Source organism: Kribbella turkmenica (genome assembly GCF_004348725.1).
Lineage (GTDB): Bacteria > Actinomycetota > Actinomycetes > Propionibacteriales > Kribbellaceae > Kribbella > Kribbella turkmenica.
On the sequence record NZ_SMKR01000133.1, the window covers coordinates 1 to 21,142 of the forward strand.

General features: G+C 68.1%; 18 protein-coding genes, 2 tRNA genes and 1 pseudogene. 12 read left to right on the forward strand and 9 right to left on the reverse strand.

What is annotated here, in order from left to right; genetic code table 11:
* Positions 1–136: 136 nt before the first annotated feature.
* From rsmG to rpmH, 6 genes and pseudogenes are all read right to left on the reverse strand, one after another.
* Positions 137–808 carry a 16S rRNA (guanine(527)-N(7))-methyltransferase RsmG gene (rsmG, locus tag E1218_RS25990; RefSeq protein WP_132324608.1) on the reverse strand — a complete coding sequence of 224 codons (672 nt, stop codon included), beginning with the start codon at positions 806–808 and terminating at the stop codon, positions 137–139.
* Between the two features lie 37 nt (positions 809–845).
* Positions 846–1,373, reverse strand: coding sequence for a Jag family protein (locus tag E1218_RS25995; RefSeq protein ID WP_233712471.1), 528 nt, complete (start codon positions 1,371–1,373; stop codon positions 846–848).
* Between the two features lie 328 nt (positions 1,374–1,701).
* Positions 1,702–2,676: pseudogene (gene yidC, locus E1218_RS26000) on the reverse strand (membrane protein insertase YidC); the annotation flags it as partial.
* A 9-nt stretch (positions 2,677–2,685) separates the two neighbouring features.
* Positions 2,686–2,997 carry a membrane protein insertion efficiency factor YidD gene (gene yidD, locus E1218_RS26005; protein WP_132324612.1) on the reverse strand — a complete coding sequence of 104 codons (312 nt, stop codon included), beginning with the start codon at positions 2,995–2,997 and terminating at the stop codon, positions 2,686–2,688.
* Complete coding sequence (rnpA, locus tag E1218_RS26010) at positions 2,994–3,341, reverse strand: ribonuclease P protein component (protein ID WP_132324614.1); 348 nt, start codon at positions 3,339–3,341, stop codon at positions 2,994–2,996. The genes yidD and rnpA overlap by 4 nt, the downstream gene beginning before the upstream one ends.
* A gap of 26 nt (positions 3,342–3,367) precedes the next feature.
* Positions 3,368–3,505 (reverse strand): 50S ribosomal protein L34, encoded by a 138-nt coding sequence (gene rpmH, locus E1218_RS26015; protein WP_130386492.1) that lies wholly within the window; start codon positions 3,503–3,505, stop codon positions 3,368–3,370.
* Between the two features lie 1,247 nt (positions 3,506–4,752).
* On the opposite strand from rpmH, the gene dnaA reads away from it, so the two are divergent.
* From dnaA to E1218_RS26045, 6 genes are all read left to right on the forward strand, one after another.
* Positions 4,753–6,321, forward strand: a complete 1,569-nt coding sequence (dnaA, locus tag E1218_RS26020; RefSeq protein ID WP_132324640.1) for a chromosomal replication initiator protein DnaA — start codon at positions 4,753–4,755, stop codon at positions 6,319–6,321.
* A 496-nt stretch (positions 6,322–6,817) separates the two neighbouring features.
* A complete protein-coding gene (dnaN, locus tag E1218_RS26025) occupies positions 6,818–7,963 on the forward strand; it encodes a DNA polymerase III subunit beta (RefSeq protein ID WP_132324616.1) in 1,146 nt (381 codons plus the stop codon).
* Between the two features lie 28 nt (positions 7,964–7,991).
* Positions 7,992–8,912 carry a phosphogluconate dehydrogenase (NAD(+)-dependent, decarboxylating) gene (gnd, locus tag E1218_RS26030; RefSeq protein ID WP_132324618.1) on the forward strand — a complete coding sequence of 307 codons (921 nt, stop codon included), beginning with the start codon at positions 7,992–7,994 and terminating at the stop codon, positions 8,910–8,912.
* Between the two features lies 1 nt (position 8,913).
* Positions 8,914–10,053 carry a DNA replication/repair protein RecF gene (gene recF / locus E1218_RS26035; protein WP_132324620.1) on the forward strand — a complete coding sequence of 380 codons (1,140 nt, stop codon included), beginning with the start codon at positions 8,914–8,916 and terminating at the stop codon, positions 10,051–10,053.
* Complete coding sequence (locus E1218_RS26040) at positions 10,046–10,612, forward strand: DUF721 domain-containing protein (protein WP_132324622.1); 567 nt, start codon at positions 10,046–10,048, stop codon at positions 10,610–10,612. Before recF ends, E1218_RS26040 begins: the two co-directional genes overlap by 8 nt.
* 131 nt (positions 10,613–10,743) lie before the next feature.
* A complete protein-coding gene (locus E1218_RS26045; protein ID WP_132324624.1) occupies positions 10,744–12,075 on the forward strand; it encodes a hypothetical protein in 1,332 nt (443 codons plus the stop codon).
* Positions 12,076–12,097: 22 nt separating this feature from the next.
* Here the strand turns inward: E1218_RS26045 and E1218_RS26050 are convergent, their stop codons facing one another.
* Genes E1218_RS26050 through E1218_RS26060 form a run of 3 tightly spaced genes read right to left on the reverse strand, consistent with a single transcriptional unit; the run spans position 12,098 to position 13,901 of the window.
* A complete protein-coding gene (locus E1218_RS26050; protein WP_132324626.1) occupies positions 12,098–12,661 on the reverse strand; it encodes a hypothetical protein in 564 nt (187 codons plus the stop codon).
* On the reverse strand, positions 12,658–13,269 hold the full coding sequence (locus E1218_RS26055; protein WP_132324628.1) for a hypothetical protein: 612 nt from the start codon (positions 13,267–13,269) through the stop codon (positions 12,658–12,660). The genes E1218_RS26050 and E1218_RS26055 overlap by 4 nt, the downstream gene beginning before the upstream one ends.
* Positions 13,266–13,901, reverse strand: a complete 636-nt coding sequence (locus E1218_RS26060) for a hypothetical protein (protein WP_132324630.1) — start codon at positions 13,899–13,901, stop codon at positions 13,266–13,268. The genes E1218_RS26055 and E1218_RS26060 overlap by 4 nt, the downstream gene beginning before the upstream one ends.
* A 314-nt stretch (positions 13,902–14,215) precedes the next feature.
* On the opposite strand from E1218_RS26060, the gene gyrB reads away from it, so the two are divergent.
* The 6 genes from gyrB to E1218_RS26085 all read left to right on the forward strand — a co-directional run bounded on the left by gyrB (position 14,216) and on the right by E1218_RS26085 (position 20,490).
* On the forward strand, positions 14,216–16,291 hold the full coding sequence (gene gyrB / locus E1218_RS26065) for a DNA topoisomerase (ATP-hydrolyzing) subunit B (RefSeq protein ID WP_407657634.1): 2,076 nt from the start codon (positions 14,216–14,218) through the stop codon (positions 16,289–16,291).
* Positions 16,292–16,372: 81 nt separating this feature from the next.
* Complete coding sequence (gene gyrA / locus E1218_RS26070; protein WP_132324634.1) at positions 16,373–19,036, forward strand: DNA gyrase subunit A; 2,664 nt, start codon at positions 16,373–16,375, stop codon at positions 19,034–19,036.
* Positions 19,036–20,061, forward strand: coding sequence for a DUF3566 domain-containing protein (locus E1218_RS36245; RefSeq protein WP_165949433.1), 1,026 nt, complete (start codon positions 19,036–19,038; stop codon positions 20,059–20,061). Before gyrA ends, E1218_RS36245 begins: the two co-directional genes overlap by 1 nt.
* 104 nt (positions 20,062–20,165) lie before the next feature.
* Positions 20,166–20,242, forward strand: a tRNA-Ile gene (locus E1218_RS26080).
* 33 nt (positions 20,243–20,275) lie between these two features.
* A complete protein-coding gene (locus tag E1218_RS37465; RefSeq protein ID WP_233712472.1) occupies positions 20,276–20,407 on the forward strand; it encodes a DLW-39 family protein in 132 nt (43 codons plus the stop codon).
* Between the two features lie 10 nt (positions 20,408–20,417).
* Positions 20,418–20,490, forward strand: a tRNA-Ala gene (locus tag E1218_RS26085).
* Positions 20,491–21,142: the final 652 nt, after the last annotated feature.

The window sequence follows — 21,142 nt, forward strand, 5'->3', positions numbered from 1 at the left end:
GTGAGAGCTCTTCCTGCAGAGGCGGTGATCAGACGGATGGCGGTCTGGGAGTCTGACGGCCAGCCGATGCCTTGGGCTGTCTTCGGTTCACCGGTGCTCTTCTCGGGCCATCCGAGGGCACGACTCACCAACCCGCTCACCTCCCGCGTCTTCCGTGCCGGGGTCCCCCTGCAGCACGTCCGGCCACAATACTCACGACAGTCGTCGGCTGGGCCAGTTCATCCACGCCGAGTTGATGAATGTGCCAGAGCTCGGCCCCGAGCGACTCGAGTTCGCGTTCGGAGGCGTCGAGCTCCTCCTCCACGGACGACCCCTTCATCGCCAGCATGAGTCCCCCTTCGACGCAGAGCGGCAGGCACCACCCGGCCAGTTTGCCCAAGGGAGCGACGGCGCGAGAAGCCACCACGTCGTACGACGCCGGCGGAAGATCCTCGGCGCGCGCACGAACCACTGTCGCGTTCTGGAGATCGAGGTGCTCGACCGCTTCCTGGAGGAACGTGGTGCGCCGGAGCAGGGGCTCGACGAGCGACACCCGGAGGTCGGGACGGACCAGGGCGAGCACGATCCCGGGCAGGCCGGCGCCGGTGCCGATGTCAGCGACCGTCGCCCCCTCCGGCACCAAGCGCTCGAGTACGGCGCAGTTCAGCAGATGCCGGTCCCACAGCCGCGGCACCTCGCGCGGGCCGATCAGCCCGCGTACGGTCCCCTGGGTCGCCAGCAGTTCGGCGTACGCCGCAAGCCGGACCGCCGCCCGTGGATACAGCTTCTCCACGAGCGGCGGCGTTTCACGTGAAACAGGTTCGTTCACCAGTCGAGTCCGGTGAACACTCGAACCGGAAGGCGAATCACGACGGCTGGACCACCACGCGACGCCGGGGCTCCTCACCCTCGGACTCACTGGTCAAGCCGGCGGCCGCGATGACGTCGTGGACGACCTTGCGCTCGAACGGCGTCATCGGGTCGAGCCGTACCGGCGAGCCGGTGGCCTTCGCTTCCTCGACCGCCTTGCGCCCGACCTCCTCGAGCTCGGCCTTGCGGTTCGCCCGGTAGTTCGACACGTCCAGCATCAGCCGGGACCGCTCACCGGTCTCCCGGTACACCGCCAGCCGGGTGAGCTCCTGCAGCGCCTCCAGCACCTTGCCGTTCTCGCCGACCAGGTTGTTCAGCTCCGCGCCGACGATCGAGACCGCCGCCCGGTCCCCATCGACGTCCATGTCGATGTCGCCGTCCAGGTCGGCGATGTCCAGCAGCTCCTCGAGGTAGTCGGCAGCGATGTCGCTCTCCGCCTCGAGGGCCTTCAGCCGCTCGCCGGCGGTGCTCGTCTTGGCGGCGGACTCGTCCGCGGCCTCGGTGTTCTGCATGCCGTCGCTCACGGCCAGCTCCTTCGCAATGTCGAGATCCGCCCCACGGGGACCCGGGTGTACACAAGCAGTCAGGGTTACCGGCACCGACCGGTCAGCGGGAACCGCCAGACTTCTTCTGCGCCGCCTTCTTCTGCGCGGCCGACTTGGCCGCGGGCTGGCGCTTCGCCGTCGAACCCTTCTTGCCGGCCGGCTGCTTCTTGGCAGCACCGGCCTGAGTCTTCTTGGCCGCTTCCGGCTTGGCGCTCGGGGACGCCTGGCCGTTGCTCGCGGCATTCGCGTCGCTGTCCGCGCTCGCGCCGGCAGCACTCGTGGCGGCGCCGGGGGCGCCGCCGCCGCCCTTGCGGTTGCTGCGGGACTGCCGCTTCGGCTGTTGCCGCTGCGCCGGACGCCGGTCCGTCGTCGTCTCCGTCGTATCGTCGGCAATCGCCAGGCCGTCCTCGGCCGGCCGGCCCTTGCGCAGGTTGTGCTCGCGCTTGCGGGCCTCCATGGCGTCGTACGCCGGGGTGCCGGGAGCCGGGTTGCGGCGGATCACGTAGAACTGCTGACCCATCGTCCAGACGTTCGAGACGAACCAGTAGATGAGCACACCGATCGGGAAGTTGAAGCCACCGATCAGGAAGAAGATCGGGAAGACGTACAGCATGATCTTCTGCATCTGCGCGGCCTGGCCCTCGAGGGCCTCCTTCGGCATGTTCTTGCGCATCAGCTGAAGCTGGGTGATGAACATGGTGGCGGTCATCAAGATGATCAGCACGACCGCGACGACCTTGACGTTCGCCGAGCCGTCCCCGTTGGCTCGCAGGAAGGTCTGCGAGATCTCGGCACCGAAGATCTTCGCGTGCCGCAGCGAGTCGACGTGCGGCGTGATGATGCTGCTGTGACTCTCGCCCTTCGAGGCGCCGTCGAGCACCCGGAACAGGGCCAGGAAGACCGGCGACTGGAGGAGCAGCGGAAGGCACGAGGAGAACGGGTTGGTGCCGGTCTCCTTGTACAGCTTCATCATTTCCTGACCGAGCTTCTCCCGGTCGTGGCCGTACTTCTTCTGCAGCTCCTTCATCTTCGGCTGCAGCAGCTGCATGTTCCGGCTGGAGCGGATCTGCCGGACGAACAGCGGGATCAGCAGGGTCCGGATGACGATGGTCAGACCGGCGATCGACAGCGCCCAGGCCCAGCCGCCGTTCGGGTCCAGGACATGTGACAGCAGCCAGTGCCATCCCACCAGCAGCGCCGCCACCGCGTGGTACAGCGGCGTCATGATCGCGTTGAATACGTCTACGATCCCGTCCCACAACGCGAGTCCGGGGATGGCCAGAAGAGTCACTCAAGCACCTCGCTGCACAGGCCCGGCGTCGGCGGACGGTCCGGGCTGGTTGGCGGAGACCGAGTCTCCGCGCTGGTCGACATCTTTGGGTGGAACGGGGTCGTAGCCGCCGGGGTTCCACGGGTGGCAGCGGACGAGCCTTCTCGCCGCCAGCCAGCAACCGCGCACCGCGCCGTGGCGTTCGACCGCCTCCAGGGCGTACGCCGAACAACTCGGGTAGAACCTGCACACCTGCCCGTACATCGGGCTGACGAAGGTCCGGTAGAGCTTCAGGAAACCGACGATCCCGTACTTGACGGGATTGATCCTCATCGTGGCTCCAGCAACCGGGCCAGCGCGCCGTCCACGTCCGCGACCAGTTCGTCGTACGACGCCGAGGCGGACGACGGGAGGGCGCGGACGACGGTCAGACTGCCGGCCGGCAGCTCAGGGAGCCGCGTGGCCATCACGGCACGCAGACGGCGGTGGACCCGGTTCCGCAGAACCGCGTTGCCCACCGCCTTGTTCACCACGAATCCGACACGAGCGGGGTCGGCCGGGGCCTCGTCCCGCCGGAACAGATGGACCACCACCGCGCGCCGGCCCGCCCGCCGTCCGGACCGGACGGCGCGACGGAAGTCGTCGGACCGGCGTAACCGGTTCGACGCGGGCAACACGGGGTGGTCACCGTCGAGAAGGTCGCTCAGGCCGCGAGGCGCTGACGACCCTTGCCACGGCGGGCGGCGATGATCGCGCGACCCGCACGGGTACGCATCCGAAGACGGAAGCCGTGCTTCTTGTGCCGGCGACGGTTGTTCGGCTGGAACGTCCGCTTGCTCACTGGAATGACTCCGGTTACTCGAGATCACAATTGTCGACAAATCCACTGATAGATCTGCCGCTGGTGCAGTCCTGCACACCACTCAAGAACCAAGGGGAGGGTCTCGCAGGGAGCGCAGCACGAAAGGGCCGGCTCAACACCGACTGATCCACGGTACGTGGCCGCCTGTGGACAGGTCAAACCAGTCATCCCCAAGGTTTTCCACAGACCTGTGGACAGAATAGTGGGCGCACGATCGGTCAACTGCTCGTCACCGACGGCTGTATCAACACGACTACGCTCCGGCGTCCACCCGACACGCCGCAGGTTGCCCCCATTTTTGGGTTCATAGCCTGTGGATGACGGCTTGAAGCAGCGTGGGCGGACTTGTTAGCGTCAGCCCCTCACACCAGAGGTCCCACACCCCGCAATCGGTAACCAACCTGCTCCGCGCGTCGTTCACAACTGTGGACAACCGTGTGGACAGCACGGCCGCCCGATTGCGGACAACGCAGTCGCACCAAGCCGGCCAGCACCGGCGACGCAGCGGGCGCACGGTGTCGGGTCTAACGGTCGCGCGGCCCGGGTCACCGGAAGGCGCCGGCCACCGCAGCGATGGATTCGGGGAGCAACGCGTGGTCGAGGACCATTCCGCCAGTGCGGAATTCAGTGAGAACGCCGGACCGGACTACGGGCCGGGCATCTCTCCAGAACCACCTCAAATGCCGCCGGCGGAGCCCGTCGAGACTCCCGCGTCCCAGAACGTAGCCCCTCAGGGCGGGCTCGGCTACCCGTCGCCGCAGGATCCCGACGGCCACCGCTCCGAGCTCGAGCGGGCCGCCACCGGCCTCCCCGGTACGCCGCCCCCGTCCGGTACGCCGTACTTCGGGCCAGCGCCGGCTGTCAGCGACAACCTGCGGTACGCCGACGTACAGAACGACAAGTACTCGGTCGACCTGCCCCGCGCCGAGCGCTTCGGGTCTGCCTTCGCCCAGGAGCAGCCGTCCGCGTCGTTCGGCCGGGAGGAACAGAACACCCCGCAGTACGGCGGCGAGCAGCAGCCGGCGTATCAACGGAGCCCTGAAACCCCTCAATACAACAGCGACCCCCGGCCGACGGGGGACGGGACCGGCCCGGTGCGGAACGAGGGTGATGGGCATGCGGCAGCCAGCAACCACACCGGCAACACGGAAGCCCGCGTCGGAGCCCCGGCAGAAGCCCACGTGGAAGAACACGTGCAAGCCCGCGTGGAAGCTCCGGGCCCGGTGATGAACCTCGGTGACGCCTGGACCCGGGTGCTCGCGGGCCTACCGCCGAACCAGCGCGCCTGGCTGACGAACTCGCGGCCGGTCACGCTGCACGAGAGCACCGCCATCGTCGCCGTACCGGACGACTTCACCCGCGGTCAGCTGGAGACCCGGCTCCGTCCGGACCTCGAGCGGATACTGACCGAGAGCTTCGGCCGGGACATCCGGATCGCGGTCACGGTCGACCCGTCGCTCGACCCCGAGCTGCGCGAGCCGCAGGCCGCGCCGCAGCCGCAATCACCGCCGCAGATCCAGCAGCAGCCGCCCTTGCAGTCCCCGCCGCAGCAGCCCGCCGCTCGTGAGCCGCTGCGGACCGACGGCGCGTTCCAACCCACGATCCAGTCCGCTTTGACCGAGCCCGACACTACCGGCCAGCAATACGGTCAGCCGGCCGCACCGGCTCCGCAGCAGCAGTTCGGTCACCAGATCGGCTCGGTCGCGCCGCCGCCGAACGGCTCGGCCCCGACCCAGCCGGCGACCGAGGCGCAGGGCGAGGCCCGGCTGAATCCGAAGTACACCTTCGAGACCTTCGTCATCGGCAGCTCGAACCGGTTCGCCCACGCGGCCGCGGTCGCCGTCGCCGAGGCTCCCGGCAAGGCGTACAACCCGCAGCTGATCTACGGCGACTCCGGTCTGGGCAAGACCCACCTGCTGCACGCGATCGGGCACTACGTCCGCAGTCTCTACACCGGGGCCCGGGTCCGGTACGTCTCCAGCGAAGAGTTCACCAACGACTTCATCAACGCGATCCGCGACGACAAGGCGTCCCAGTTCCAGCGCCGGTACCGCGACGTGGACGTCCTGCTGATCGACGACATCCAGTTCCTCGAGGGAAAGATCCAGACCCAGGAGGAGTTCTTCCACACCTTCAACACGCTGCACAACGCGAACAAGCAGATCGTCATCAGCTCCGACCGCGCGCCGAAGCGGCTGGAGGCACTGGAGGACCGGCTGCGGAACCGGTTCGAGTGGGGACTGATCACCGACATCCAGCCGCCCGACCTGGAGACCCGGATCGCGATCCTGCGGAAGAAGGCCGCCACCGAGCGGCTGACAGCGCCGCCGGAGGTGCTGGAGTTCATCGCGTCGAAGGTGCAGACGAACATCCGTGAGCTCGAGGGCGCCCTGATCCGGGTGACCGCGTTCGCGAGCCTGAACCGGCAGCCGGTCGACCTCAGCCTGGCCGAGATCGTGCTGAAGGACCTGATCCCCGAGGGCAGCAAGCCCGAGGTGACGGCCAGCATGATCATGGGCCAGACGGCGTCGTACTTCGGTCTGTCGATCGACGACCTGTGCGGTTCGAGCCGGAGCCGGGTGCTGGTGACCGCCCGGCAGATCGCGATGTACCTGTGCCGCGAGCTGACCGACCTGTCGCTGCCGAAGATCGGCCAGCAGTTCGGCGGCCGCGACCACACCACCGTGATGCACGCCGAGCGGAAGATCCGGCAGTTGATGTCGGAGCGGCGCAGCGTCTTCAACCAGGTGACCGAACTGACCAACCGGATCAAGCACCAGGCCAAGCAGCAATGACGCCCGTGGCCGCGTCGCGAAGGGTGTACGCCGAGCGCTACGACGCGGTCACGCGAACCACACAGGTTGGGGATACACCTGTGGACAACTGTGGGTATCGCGGTGGACACATCGCTGCGTGTTGTGGATTCGCTGTGGGGACAGAATCCGTCATCACCAGGCGTCCCCCGACGAAGCGGGATTCGTCCACACGCCGTCCCCAGGCCAAGATGTGGTCTGACCTGCGAACTCGTCGCTTTTCCACAATATCCACCGGTGCTAAGAACCCTATGGAATCTGTAGAGAGTTCCCAGTCCACAAAACGATCGAGCGGCCCTTCCTGGGGAAAACCCCGGTCTCGCGCCGGTTGGACGGACCTGTCAGGCTGTCCTCAGAAGCACAGGAACGACGCCGACGCGACCCGCCCGAAGCGCCACGTCATGCCCGGTTGGCGCACATCACACTCGTCCGTGGCAGGATCTGCCTGGCACACAGCCGAATCAGGAGGCACCCAGCGGTGAAGTTTCGCGTCGAGCGCGACGTACTGGCCGAGTCGGTGGCCTGGGCCGCGCGCAGCTTGCCCAGTCGTCCCAGCGTCCCGATCCTTGCCGGCCTGCTGGTCGAGGCCGAGGACGGGCAGATCACCCTGTCCGGCTTCGACTACGAGACCTCGGTCCGGGTCACCGTGCCCGCACAGGTGGCCGACAGCGGCAAGTGCCTGATCTCCGGCCGGCTCGTCGCCGACATCTCGAAGAGTCTTCCGAACCAGCCCGTCGACATCGCTGTCGACGGCGCCAAGGCGCAAGTGACCTGTGGCAGTTCGCGGTTCACGCTCCAGACGCTTCCCACAGAGGAATATCCGGCGCTGCCGGAGCTTCCGGCCGCCAGCGGGACCGTGAAGAGCGACGTTTTCGCCCAGGCCGTGTCCCAGGTGGTGACTGCGGCCGGCCGCGAGGACACGCTCCCGGTGCTGACCGGTGTCCGGGTGGAGATCGAGGGATCCACGATCTCGCTGCTCGCCACCGACCGCTACCGGCTCGCGATCCGCGAGCTCGAGTGGAACCCGCAGTCCCCCGACGCCTCCGCGGCCGCGCTGGTGCCGGCCCGGGTGCTGTCCGAGACCGCGAAGGCGATGACCGGCTCGGACGTGATCGTCTCGCTGGCCGCGCCCGGGACCGGTGACGGCATCGTCGGCTTCGAGGGCGAGGTCTCCGGCGGGAACCGGCGGGCGACCACCCGTCTGCTGGACGGCGAGTTCCCGAAGGTCCGCGGCATCATCCCGACCGACTCCGCGATCGCGACCCGGGTGCGGATCGACACCGCGACTCTGGTCGAGGCCGTCAAGCGGGTCGCGCTGGTCGCGGAGCGGAACGCGCCGGTCCGGCTGACCTTCGGCGACGACAGCGTGACGCTCGACGCCGGCAGCGGTGACGAGGCACAGGCGTCCGAGTCCATCGAGGCCCGGGTCGCTGGTGACCCGGTGACCGTCGGCTTCAACCCGACGTACCTGCTGGACGGGCTGAACGCGATCGGTACGCCGGTCGCGCACCTGGCCTTCACGCAGGCGACGAAGCCGGCCGAACTGACCGGTGTGACGGACTTCGACGGCGACCCGATCACTGAGTTCCGGTACGTGCTGATGCCGGTCCGCCTGAACAGCTGAACCGCCAACAGAACAAGGGGATTGCACGATGGAGCTCGGCCTTGTCGGTCTCGGCAAGATGGGCGGCAACATGCGCCAGCGGATCCGCAACGCCGGCCACACCGTGGTCGGGTTCGATCACAATCCGGAGATCTCCGACGCCACCGACCTGGCCGACATGGTCGGCAAGCTCACCGCCGACGGTCAGCCGAGGGTCGTCTGGTTGATGGTGCCGGTGCAGGCCATCGATCCGGTGGTCACCGAGCTCGCCGAGCTGCTGGCCCCCGGCGACATCGTGATCGACGGCGGCAACAGCCGCTGGACCGATGACACCCGGCGCGCTGCCCAGCTGGCCGAGAAGGAGATCAGGTTCGTCGACTGCGGTGTGTCCGGCGGTGTCTGGGGTCTGGAGAACGGCTACGCGCTGATGTGCGGCGGCGACAACGACACCGTGGCGACGCTGATGCCGATCTTCGAGGCGCTCAAGCCCGAGGGTGAGTTCGGGTTCGTGCACGCCGGTAAGGTCGGCGCCGGCCACTTCAGCAAGATGGTCCACAACGGCATCGAGTACGCGATCATGCAGGCGTACGCCGAGGGATTCGAGCTGCTCGAGGCCGCGGACGTCGTGGACAACGTGCCGGAGACGTTCGAGTCCTGGCGTGAGGGCACCGTGATCCGGTCCTGGCTGCTGGACCTGATGGTGAACGCGCTCAAGGAAGACACGCACCTGGACAAGATCCGCGGGTACGCCGAGGACTCGGGCGAGGGCCGGTGGACCGTCGAGGCCGCGATCGACAACGCCGTACCGGTGCCGGCCATCGCCGCGTCGCTGTTCGCCCGGTTCGCGTCCCGGCAGGAGGACTCGCCGGCGATGAAGGCGATCGCCGCGATGCGCAACCAGTTCGGTGGTCACGCGGTGAAGGGTGCCGACGCCGCCGACCCGTCGTACGCGACTCCGCCCAAGAACTGAGGTGTACGTCACCGCCCTCGGTCTGCTCGACTTCCGGTCCTACCAGCAGGCGGAGGTCCAGCTCGCCTCGGGCGTGACGGCCTTCGTCGGGCCGAACGGTCACGGCAAGACCAACCTGGTCGAGGCGATCCACTACACCGCGACCCTCGGGTCGCACCGGGTGGCGAACGACGCGCCGCTGGTGCGGGCCGGTGCCGCCAGGGCGATCGTGCGAACCGAGATCCGGAGCCAGTACGACCGGGACGTGGTCGTCGAACTGGAAATCAATCCTGGGAAGGCAAACCGGGCCCGGGTGAACCGCTCGCCGGTCCCCCGGCCACGGGAAGTGCTCGGTCTGCTCCGGACCGTGCTGTTCGCTCCCGAGGACCTGGCGCTGGTGAAGGGCGATCCGTCCGAGCGGCGACGGTTCCTGGACGAACTGCTGACGCTGCGGTCGCCGCGGATGGCCGGCGTACGGCAGGACTACGACCGCGTGCTCAAGCAGCGGAACTCGTTGCTCCGCAGCGCGTCGACGGCCCGCCGGCAGAACCGGTCGAGTGCCGCCGAAGGGCAACTGCGGACGCTCGAGGTGTGGGACTCGCATCTCGCCCGGGCCGGGTCCGAGCTGCTCGCCACCCGCCTCGAACTGCTGGAATCCCTGCGCCCGCTGGTCTCCGGCGCGTACGACGCTGTTGCCCGAGGCAAGGGTAATGCGCGGTTGGAGTACAAGTCGTCGGTCGTGCTCGAACCCGGCGTGGTGTCTCGGGAGCAGCTGGCCGAGGTGTTGCTGAACGCCGTCCGCGAGAAGCGGCAGAACGAGCTCGAGCGCGGTGTCTCGTTGGTCGGTCCGCATCGCGACGACGTCGTCCTCGGGCTCGGGGACTTGCCGGCGAAGGGGTACGCGAGTCACGGTGAGTCGTGGTCGTTCGCGCTCGCGCTGCGGCTGGCGTCGTACGATCTGCTGAAGGCGGACGGGGGTGAGCCGGTGCTGATCCTGGACGACGTCTTCGCTGAGCTGGACGCGCAGCGTCGCGACCGGCTGGCCGAGCTGGTTGCGCCTGCCGAGCAGGTGCTGGTGACCGCGGCGGTGGGCGCCGACGTGCCCGCTGAGCTGAGCGGAGTGCGGTTCGACGTCGGCGACGGGGTCGTGAGTCGTGCCTGAACCCCGGAATTCCTCTGAGAGCGGCTTCGAGAGCGAAGCCGCTCCGGAACCGGCGGGCGAACCTGAGCACGACAAGCAGGGTCTGGACCTGGCGAAATCGCTCGCCGGACGGCTCAAGGGCATGAGCCCGGTGAAGCCGGTCAAGCGGCGCCGGCGGCCGCGGATCGACGGCGCGCAGATCAGCAGCGCCCGGCCGGACGACAGGGATCCCCAGAAGCTGACGAACACGCTCGGGCGGCTGATGCGCGACCAGGGCTGGGAGGTCGACGTCGCCGTCCACGGCGTGATGGCGCGGTGGCCGGCGATCGTCGGCCCGGAGATGGCCGAGCACTGCAAACCGGAGAGCTACCAGGACACCGAGCTCACCGTCCGCACCGACTCCACCGCCTGGGCCACGCAGCTCAAGATGCTGGCCCCGGACCTGGTCCGCCGCCTGAACGCGGAGCTCGGCGAAGGCACGGTCACCCGCGTCAACGTCCAGGGCCCGCACGCCCCCAGCTGGCGCAAGGGCCCGCGCACCATCCGCGGCGGCCGCGGCCCCCGCGACACCTACGGCTGACCGGCGCCCGAGCGATTCACCCCGGCGACCCAACGCGCCCCCCGAGGGCACGGGTGGTGCCAGCCCGCGCTACTGCGCGGCCCTGCTCGCGGCGGCTGTTTAGCACCACCCATGCCCTAGGATCAGGCGCGATGCGCACGATCGTCGACGGCTTTCGCGAGATGGTCCACCTGATCGGAGACACCTTCCGGCTCTGGTGGCGGAACCTGCTACCCATGGCGACCTGGTTCCTGGCCGGGTACGTCGGCTTCAAGATCTGCCTGGAGAGCGCGATCTGGCTCGACGAGCACGCGCACTCGAGTATCGGCGTCGGCGTGTTCTCGGCCGGCGTACTGATCCAGATCGCGGCGTACGTCGGCATGATCCGGACCTGCGCGACCTCGCTGTACCGGTGGCGGGACGCAGCGAGCAACCAGGCCGAGGAGACCTCGGACCCTACCCAGCAGGGGCTGATGGAGCTGCTGGCCGTCACCTTGCTGCCACTGGTCGCGGTGTGGTCGGCCTGGGGCTTCCTCGAAGACCAGCTGCAACAGCTCTCGATCAGCAACATCGTCACGCGCGGCATGCAGTCCGGGGCGACCTTCTTCGAGCTCGGCGGGGGCGCCTGGCACAAGTACCTGCCGGTGATCGTGATCCTGCTCGTGCTGCGCCGGGTGATCCAGGCCATCGACGACCGCTGGCCGAGCCGGCCCGCCAAGTTCGTCCAGGTGTGGGCCGAGGCGTTCTTCCTGCTGATCACGGTCGTGGTCACGCCGTTCGCGATCGCCGACGGCAAGAACTGGATCAGAAGCCGTGTCTTCTGGCACTGGACGCTCGACCGGTGGGGCGGCCTGAAGGACTTCTTCGAGGGCATCAACGTCCCGATCCCAGCAGGCCTCGAGTTCCTCTGGGGATTCTTCTGGGAGTCGCTCTGGCCGCTGTTCAAGCTCGGCGTGGCCGAGCCGCTGACCTGGCTGGCGATCACCACCGTGGTGTTCGGCCACCGGGTGCTGTCCAGCGGCGGCGTCTTCCGCGGTACCCGGATCGAGCGCCGGCTCGGCGGTCAGCTCGAGGTCGAGGCCCCGAAGCAGAACCGTGTCGTCGCGCTCACCAACAAGGCACCCAACCTGCTGCTCGGCGGGCTGCGGGAGAAGTTCTACCCGACGCTCAACGCGTTCCGGCTGCTGGTCCGCGTCGGCCCGGTGTTCCTCGGCGTGGTTTGCATGGTCTACACCTTCTGGCTGCTGGGCTCCGACTGGGCCTTCGTCGCCCTCCAGCGCGCGATCGGGATCCACGGTCAGCGCTGGGGACTGATGAACCACGAGATCGCAGCGCTCGTCAGGGACGTCTTCTTCGAGACGCTGCGGATCGCCCTGCTGGCCGCCGCGTTCGACCTGTGCATCTCCGTCGGCGCCGAGCGCCGGGCCGAAGCCGCGGCGGCCGAGGCCGACGCCGAGAAGAACGCGGCACCGGCCTCCGTCTAGCTCTCGCCGGGGTGCCCGAAGGTCAGGGAGTGATCAGGACCCGGCGGAAGTCCTCGCGGGTCTCCATGCTGACACCGACCACGTGGGACACCGCCTCGGCCGGGACGACGTAGATGAAGGCGACCTGACCGGGCTTGTTCAGCTCGAACTTCACCTCGTCGTTCCCGAAGCAGGAGGTCGGCAGCTCCCAGTCGGAGGTGCTGGCCGCTGCCCAGACGTTGCCACGGTCGTCACGCAGGCTCGCCGTGCAGCTGAAGCCGCCGTCCTTGAGGTAGACACCCTCGCGCGGCGTCGCGGTCATCGTGGCCACCATCACCATCGAGCCGGCGGGCGCCCCCAGCCCGATCGCTTCGCCTTCGTCGTCGACCAGCCGGGTGTAGGGCTGCAACGAGTCGAGCTTCCACTCAATGTGCTCGATCGTCACCGGGCCGCCGCTCCGCACCAGCTCGTTCACGTTGCCCTGGTTCCAGACCTGCTCCTGGTCGCCGACATAGGTCCGGGTCAGCAGGTAACCGCTGCTCGACATCAGCGCCACCAGCAGCGAGATCTGGGCGGCGAGCCGGGCCGCGCGGTTCAGCCGCCTCATGACGACGCCACCCGCGTCACGGGTTGCGGCAAGACGTAGTGATCCTCGGCACCGTCGACCAGTTGCTGCGCGACGTCCTCACTCGGGATCCCGAGGTCGACCTCGACGTACGAGTTCAGCACGTTGAAGAGCATGCCCGAAGGCCGGCCGTTCAGGGTGAGCCCTTTCAGGTCGGTCGGATTCACCTCGAAGACGACGGCGCCGGTCTTCGCGAACCCAGCGGTGGGAAAGTCGATCCCGGAGTCGCCCGGACCCTCGATCGGCAGGTACACGGTGCCGCCGTCAGCGGTGAGCGTCGCCGCGATGTTGTCCGGCTTCTTGACGCCGCGGACGGTGTCCCACTCGAGTGCGACGTACACGCCGTTGGTCTCGAGCGGCTCGCCGTCGTCGCTGTCGTCCTCCTCGACCACCGACTTGGCGAACTCCATCCGGGTGACGGTCACGGTCGAGTCTCCGCCGGCGAACCTGAGCGCTTCGCCGATCGTGCCGCTGACGACTTCCAGGTTCTGTTCCTCGAACACCTGCTCCGGGGTCGCCAGCCGGGTCAGGCCGCCGAGCAGGACGAACAGGACCCCGACGGCCACGGTGGCCGGACGATAGAGCTTCACCTGTCCTCCCCCGTGACGTCGACGACCTCGGGCTTGAGCTGTACGACGGCATCCGGCCGCTCTGCCTGCCAGTAGGGCTCGTCGTTCGCGCCGAGTACTGCGGAATCGGACACGTAGCGCTCGCCAAGGATGCCGATCTCAACCAGGTCGGAGGTGAAGTCGGCCGGCACCTCGAAGGTGGTGAAGCAGCTCTCCGGGGGCAGCCCGTAGACGAGCACCCAGTTCAGCTCGCCGTGGCAGTCGGCACCATTGGACTGGACGTGCTCCTGACCGCCGCCCGGCACGAAGACCAACAGTTGCTGCCGCAGGCTGTCACTGGTCTTCTCCTCCTCGTCGATGTTCTTCAGGTCGAAGTAGACCCGGAGTTCGGTCTCGGCGTCGGTGTACTCGCCGGCCTTCCGGACCCGGATCTCGGCCTTGGTGACGGTGTACTCCCACTTGCCGGCCTCGACGGTCGCGGGAGCGGTCAGGGTCGGCACCGTCCGGCCGACCTTCTCCTTCCAGCCGCCGGCGACCAGGATCACCAGGGCGAGGACGACGACGAGGGCGATCGCGATCAGCCATTTACGCCGGTGCCGGTGAATCACCCGGTCCGCGATCATCGCGTCGATGACGTCGTCGAGACTCTCCACGGCAGCGATCTTAGGGGCCCGTGGGTCCGCGACGGCCGCCTGTCGGCCCGCAGGGAAGAGCGGTCTGGACCGGTGGGTTGTGTCTCGGTGCCCAGACCGCCGCCGCCGGATTCGCCGGAGGCCGCTGAGTGGCCGTGAGCGCTTTTCGGCCCCCCACCCGCGAGAGGGGACATGGTGAGGTGGGAGAAAAGACGCCCTATCCACAGTTTCGGGCGCCTGGTGGCAGGTTCTGCTTCGCTCGACAGGTAGAATAGCGGTGTAGAGCGAGCCGCACTCCTAAGAACACTGTAGGGGGCGGCTTCCACTGTGCCGCGATGCCTCGCAGACGCGAGGTCCGAGGAGGACAACAGCCGGTGACCGACGAGCCGACCGAGATCGACGCCAACCAATCCGCCGACCCCATCGGCACCGTCGTACCCGACAGTGAGACCCCGTCCAACACTGTGGAACGGGAGTACGACGCCAGTGCGATCCAGGTCCTCGAGGGCCTCGATGCGGTCCGGAAACGGCCGGGGATGTACATCGGGTCGACCGGTGAGCGCGGGCTGCACCACTTGGTCACCGAGGTGGTCGACAACGCGGTGGACGAGGCAATGGCCGGAGTCTGTGACCGGATCGTCGTCACCATGCTGCAGGACGGCGGCATCCGGGTCGAGGACAACGGCCGCGGTATCCCGGTCGGCATCGTCGAGTCCGAGGGCAAGCCCGCCGTCACCGTCGTACTGACGGTGCTGCACGCCGGCGGCAAGTTCGGCGGCGGTGGCTACAAGGTGTCCGGCGGTCTGCACGGTGTCGGTGTGTCCGTGGTGAACGCGCTGTCCACCCGGCTCAAGGTCGACGTCAAGCAGAACGGCAGGGAGTACACCCAGTCCTTCACGATGGGTGTCCCGGACGAGGAGCTGGCCGAGGTCGGCCCGTCCGACGAGCACGGCACCACGATCACCTTCTGGGCCAACCCGGACATCTTCGAGACCACGACGTACTCCTACGAAACGCTGTCCACCCGGTTCCGGGAGATGGCGTTCCTGAACAAGGGCCTCGAGCTCGTCATCCGGGACGAGCGGCCGGACCACACCGAGGACGGCAACCCGGTCGAGCAGTCGTTCAAGTACGACAACGGCCTGGTCGACTACGTGAAGTACCTGACCGGTATCCGCGAGACCGTGCACCGCGACGTGATCTCCTTCGAGGCGTCGGCCGGTGAGAACAGCATGAGCCTCGAGGTAGCGCTGCAGTGGAGCGGCTCGTTCCAGGAGTCGGTGCACACCTTCGCGAACGCGATCAACACCCATGAGGGCGGCACCCACGAGGAGGGCTTCCGGGCCGCGCTCACCTCGCTGGTCAACTCGTTCGGCGAGGACCAGGGCATGATCAAGAAGAAGGAGGACAGGCTCACCGGCGACGACATCCGGGAGGGCCTGACCGCGATCATCTCGGTCAAGCTGGCCGATCCGCAGTTCGAGGGCCAGACCAAGACCAAGCTGGGCAACACCGAGGTCAAGGGTTTCGTCCAGAGGGTGGTGAACGACAGGCTCGGCGCCTGGTTCGAGCAGAACCCGGCCGAGGGCCGCGAGATCATCCGGAAGGCGACGGCCGCGGCCAGCGCCCGGATCGCGGCCCGCAAGGCGCGCGACCTGGCCCGCAACCGCAAGGGTCTGCTGGGCGGCGGCGGCCTGCCCGGCAAGCTGGCCGACTGCCAGTCGACCAACCCGGAGGAGTGCGAGGTCTACATCGTCGAGGGTGACTCGGCCGGCGGCTCCGCCAAGGGCGGCCGGGACCCGAAGTTCCAGGCCATCCTGCCGATCCGGGGCAAGATCCTGAACGTCGAGAAGGCCCGGATCGACAAGGTCCTGCAGAACAACGAGGTCCAGGCGATCATCTCCGCCCTCGGTACCGGCATCCACGAGGATTTCGACGAGGACAAGCTGCGGTACCACAAGATCGTGCTGATGGCCGACGCCGACGTCGACGGCCAGCACATCCGGACCCTGCTGCTGACGCTGCTGTTCCGCTTCATGCGGCCGCTGATCGAGCGCGGCCACGTGTACGCCGCCCAGCCGCCGCTGTACAAGATCCGCTGGACCAACGCGACGCATGAGCTCGCCTACACCGAGCGGGAGAAGGACGGCCTGCTCGAGGCCGGTTTCGAGGCGGGCAAGAAGCTGCCGAAGGAGAACGCCACCCAGCGGTACAAGGGTCTGGGTGAGATGAACGCCCAGGAGCTGTGGGAGACCACGATGGACCCGGCGAACCGGGTGCTGCTGCAGATCACCCTGGACGACGCGGTCCGCGCCGACGAGACGTTCCAGACGCTGATGGGCGACGACATCGAGGCGCGCCGCAACTTCATCCAGCGCAACGCCAAGGACGTCCGCTTCCTCGACATCTGACTGACCGGCGGCCCGCTCCCCGGGCCGTGTTCCGCCCGCGCCACTTGACCGACGTACTGATTCGAACGGGACGAGCTTTTCATGACCGAGACCCCCACCTCGCCGGGCCACGACCGGATCGAGCCCCTCGATCTGCAGACCGAGATGCAGCAGTCGTACCTCGACTACGCGATGGCCGTCATCGTCGGCCGCGCGCTGCCCGAGGTGCGCGACGGCCTGAAGCCGGTGCACCGCCGCATCCTCTACGCGATGTACGACGGCGGTTACCGGCCGGACCGTGGTTTCTCGAAGTGTTCCCGCGTCGTCGGTGACGTCATGGGTCAGTACCACCCGCACGGCGACTCGGCGATCTACGACACCCTGGTCCGGCTGGCGCAGCCGTGGGTGATGCGGGCGCCGATGATCCAGGGGCAGGGCAACTTCGGTTCACCGGGTAACGACCCGGCGGCCGCGATGCGGTACACCGAGTGCCGGCTGGCCCCGCTGGCGATGGAGATGGTGCGCGACATCGACCAGGAGACGGTCGACTTCCGCCCCAACTACGACGGCCGCTCGCAGGAGCCGGTGATCCTGCCCAGCCGGTTCCCGAACCTGCTGGTGAACGGCTCGGCCGGCATCGCGGTCGGCATGGCAACCCAGATTCCGCCGCACAACCTCCGCGAGGTCGCGGCGGCGGCGAACTGGTGCCTGGAGAACCCGGAGGCGTCCCGGGAGGAGGTGCTGGCCAAGTGCATGGAGCACATCAAGGGCCCGGACTTCCCGAACGGAGCCCTGGTGGTCGGCTACAAGGGCATCGACGACGCGTACCGGACCGGCCGCGGCTCGGTCACCATGCGCGCGGTGGTGGACATCGAGGAGGACGCGAAGGGCCGGACCAGCCTGGTCGTCACCGAACTGCCGTACATGGTCAACCCGGACAACCTGGCGCAGAAGATCGCCGAACTGGTGAACACCGGCAAGATCAACGGCATCGCCGACATCCGCGACGACACCTCGTCGCGGACCGGCCAGCGCCTGGTGATCGTGCTGAAGCGCGACGCCCAGCCGCGCGTCGTCCTGAACAACCTCTACAAGCACACACAACTGCAGGACACCTTCGGCTGCAACATGCTCGCGCTGGTCGACGGCGTGCCGCGTACGCTGAGCATCGACCTGTTCATCACGCACTGGATCGACCACCAGATCGAGGTCATCCAGCGGCGTACCCGCTACCGTCTGCGCGAGGCCGAGAAGCAGGCACACATCTACCGCGGTCTGGTGAAGGCGCTCGACGCGCTGGACGAGGTGATCGCGCTGATCCGGCGCAGCCCGGACGTCGAGGAGGCCCGCGGCGGCCTGATCTCGCTGCTCGAGATCGACGAGATCCAGGCGCAGGCGATCCTGGACATGCAGCTTCGCCGGCTGGCGGCCCTGGAGCGGCAGAAGATCGTCGACCGGCTGAACGAGCTCGAGGCCGTCATCGCCGACCTCGAGGACATCCTGGCCAGCCCGGAGCGGCAGCGCACGATCGTCAAGGACGAGCTCGCCGAGATCGTGGAGAAGTACGGCGACGACCGCCGTACCAAGATCATCGCGGCCGACGGCGACCTGTCCGTGCAGGACCTGGTGCCGGACGAGGACGTCGTCGTCACCATCACCCGTGGTGGCTATGCGAAGCGCACCAAGACCGATCTGTACCGGACCCAGAACCGCGGTGGCAAGGGCGTCCGGGGCGCGCAGCTGCGGGCCGAGGACGAGATCAGCCACTTCTTCGCCACCACGAACCACCACTGGATGCTGTTCTTCACCACCAAGGGCCGGGTCTACCGGGCCAAGGTGTGGCAGCTGCCCGAGTCCGCCCGGGACGCGAAGGGTTCGCACGTGGCCGGCCTGCTCTCGTTCCAGCCGGACGAGGAGATCGCGCAGGTGCTGACGTTGCGCGACTACGAGCAGGCCGACTACCTGGTGCTGGCGACCAAGAAGGGCCTGGTCAAGAAGACGGCACTGACCGACTACGACTCCGCCCGGCAGAGCGGCATCATCGCGGTGAACTTCCGCGAGGAGGACGACGAGCTGATCGGCGCCGACCTGGCCACCGCCGAGGACGACCTGCTGCTGGTCTCCCGCAAGGGCCAGTCGATCCGGTTCACCGCGAACGACGAGCAGCTGCGGCCGATGGGCCGGGCCACCTCCGGCGTCACCGGGATGAAGTTCCGCCCGGGCGACGAGCTGCTCTCGATGTCGGTGATCCGGGCGGGTTCCGAGGAGGACACGCAGTACGTCTTCACCGTGACCGACGCCGGGTATGCCAAGCGGAGCCGGGTCTCGGAGTACCGGCAGCAGGGCCGCGGCGGCCTCGGCATCAAGGCGGTCAAGCTGAACGACGAGCGCGGTTCGCTGGTCGGCGCGATCATCGTCGTCGACGAGGACCAGGTGCTGGCGATCAAGTCGAGCGGCCAGGTCGTCCGCAGCCGGGTGGACAGCGTCCCGGTCAAGGGCCGCGACACCATGGGCGTCCGGTTCGCCGGCGTCGGCGAGTCCGACGCGGTGGCCGCGATCGCCCGGAACACCGATCTCAGGCTGAACGGCAACGGCGACGAATCGGAAGCGGCCGAAACGGGTACTCCCTCCGGAGGTGCCCAGGATGTGGACGGATCGACAACCGAATCCACCCCTGCGAGCGTCCAGGATGATGACCAGCGTTCGACGGACGTCGACGGCGCGGCTACCGTCGGAGACGACGAAGCCGGCCAGGAGGGTAACTGATGACCAACCGCGCGAGGCCGACCTGGCCCGACGGTGCGGCGGACAATCCCAAGGCTCAACGGCCTTCGCAAGGCGGGAACAAGCAGTCCACCCCACCGGCCACCCCGGCCTCCAACGGTCGTTCCAACGCCGCTCCGAGCGGCAACGGCCAGCAGAGATCAGGCGACTTCCGGCCGCCGCCGCAGCGCCCGTCGGGAGGTGACCGGCCCGGTGGTGACCGGCCTGCGAGCGGGGGGTCGCGGCCGTCGTCGGGCGGCTCCGCCCAGGCGCGGCCGAGCCAGTCCGCGCCGGTGCGGCCGCCGCAGCAGCCGCCCGTCCGCCCGGCTTCCCAGTCTGCGCCTCGTCCTGCTCCGGTTACTCCGAGTACGCCGGGACGCCCGGAGCAGTGGTCGCCGACCGGGCCGGCCGGTGGCGCGGCTGCCGGTGGTGCCGGTGGTGCCGGTGCGGCTGCCGCCGGAGCGTCGTCGTACGGGCTCACGGGGAAGAGCGAGGCGAAGCCCACCGAGACTTTCGGCGACCGCGTGAGCGCGGCTCGCCAGGCGGTGGTGGACAAGGCCGCCGCGGTCAAGGCGGCCAAGCCGGACAAGGCCGAGAAGGCGGAGACCAAGGCCACGGTCAAGGCCGAGAAGGCGCCGAAGACCTCGACCCGGCCGCAGACCCGCAAGGCGCGGCTGCGGATGTCCCGGATCGACCCGTGGTCGGTGATGAAGACGGCCTTCCTGCTGTCGATCGCCTTCGGCATCGTCACCTGGGTCGCGATCTTCATCGTCTGGTCCGCGATCGGCGCCGCGGGCGTGTTCGAGAACATCAACAACACCGTCACCGAGGTCCTCGGTACGCCGGCCGCCGAGCCGTTCCGGATCGAGAACTACATCAACACCGGCAAGGTGATGGGATTCACCACGCTGCTCGCGTGCGCCGACGTACTCATCATCACCGCGCTGGCGACGCTCGGCTCGTTCCTCTACAACATCGCCGCCACCCTCCTGGGCGGCCTGGAAGTCACGCTGGCATCGGAGGACTGACGCTTTCCCGCGCTCCGGCCGGGCCGGCCCATGGCCTGGCCGGAACCGGTTTGGGAGTAGGGCACTTGGTGCGGTAATCTCTCCCGGGTTCGACCCCACAACGCGGGCCTATAGCTCAGACGGTTAGAGCGCTGCCCTGATAAGGCAGAGGTCACTGGTTCAAGTCCAGTTAGGCCCACCATCACGATCGTGAACCCCGATCCGAGGAGTCCCGGTGCTGAAGAAGATCCTGCTGGTGCTGGTGGCCAGCATCGGTGGATACTTCGCCTACAAGAAGACCCAGCAGTCCCGCGCCGAGAAGGACCTCTGGGCCGAGGCCGTCGACCCGGTCACCCCGGGCCGCTGACCACCCCCACGGGGGCGTAGCTCAACTGGCAGAGCACTGCCTTTGCAAGGCAGGGGTTAGGGGTTCAAGTCCCCTCGTCTCCACAGAAACTGTCTGTCCCACGCGGTGCTCCGGGCGGCTCCTTCTCGCTGCTCCCACCCACCCGAGGGCGGTGTGCGCTCCTTGGCGCTTACCACGCGGGTCTGCGGTTGCCGCCCGGTTCGAATGCCTGGTCGCGTTGTGCTCGGGGACAGTGAGCCGACTCTCGGTGGGGTCGCCAGCCCTGCTGGCAGTTAGGCGATGCCTACAACCGGAAGTCCCGGGCCGAACGGCGGCGGCAATTGCCTGGCTAGGTCGACTCTGCGAACCGTTCGGTCGGGCCGGTGAGCATGTTGAATGCTGCGATGTCTGACCTGCTGACATCTTCCGCCGGCTGCTTGTCGCTCGTCTGTCGGTGGATCAGACTGCGACGATGGGAGATCGCGGACTTCCTGGCGCGGACGTGAGTCGCCCTGGCCGCACGACCTCGGAGTCGTCCTGGGTGGTGGACTCGTGTCGGTAGATTTTCAAGGGTCGACTTGGTTGCGTAGGGCAATGATTTCGAAGCGGGTGGGGATCAACACAGTTCGGTTGTTGATTGGGGTGAAATGGGTGTTGGACCGGGCGTGGGCCGGCGCCGCAGGATGCGGGTATGGGCGAGAGCGGCGAGCGGTTGGTGGACGTCGGCGGGGTTGAGTTGTGCCTGCGGGTGACGGG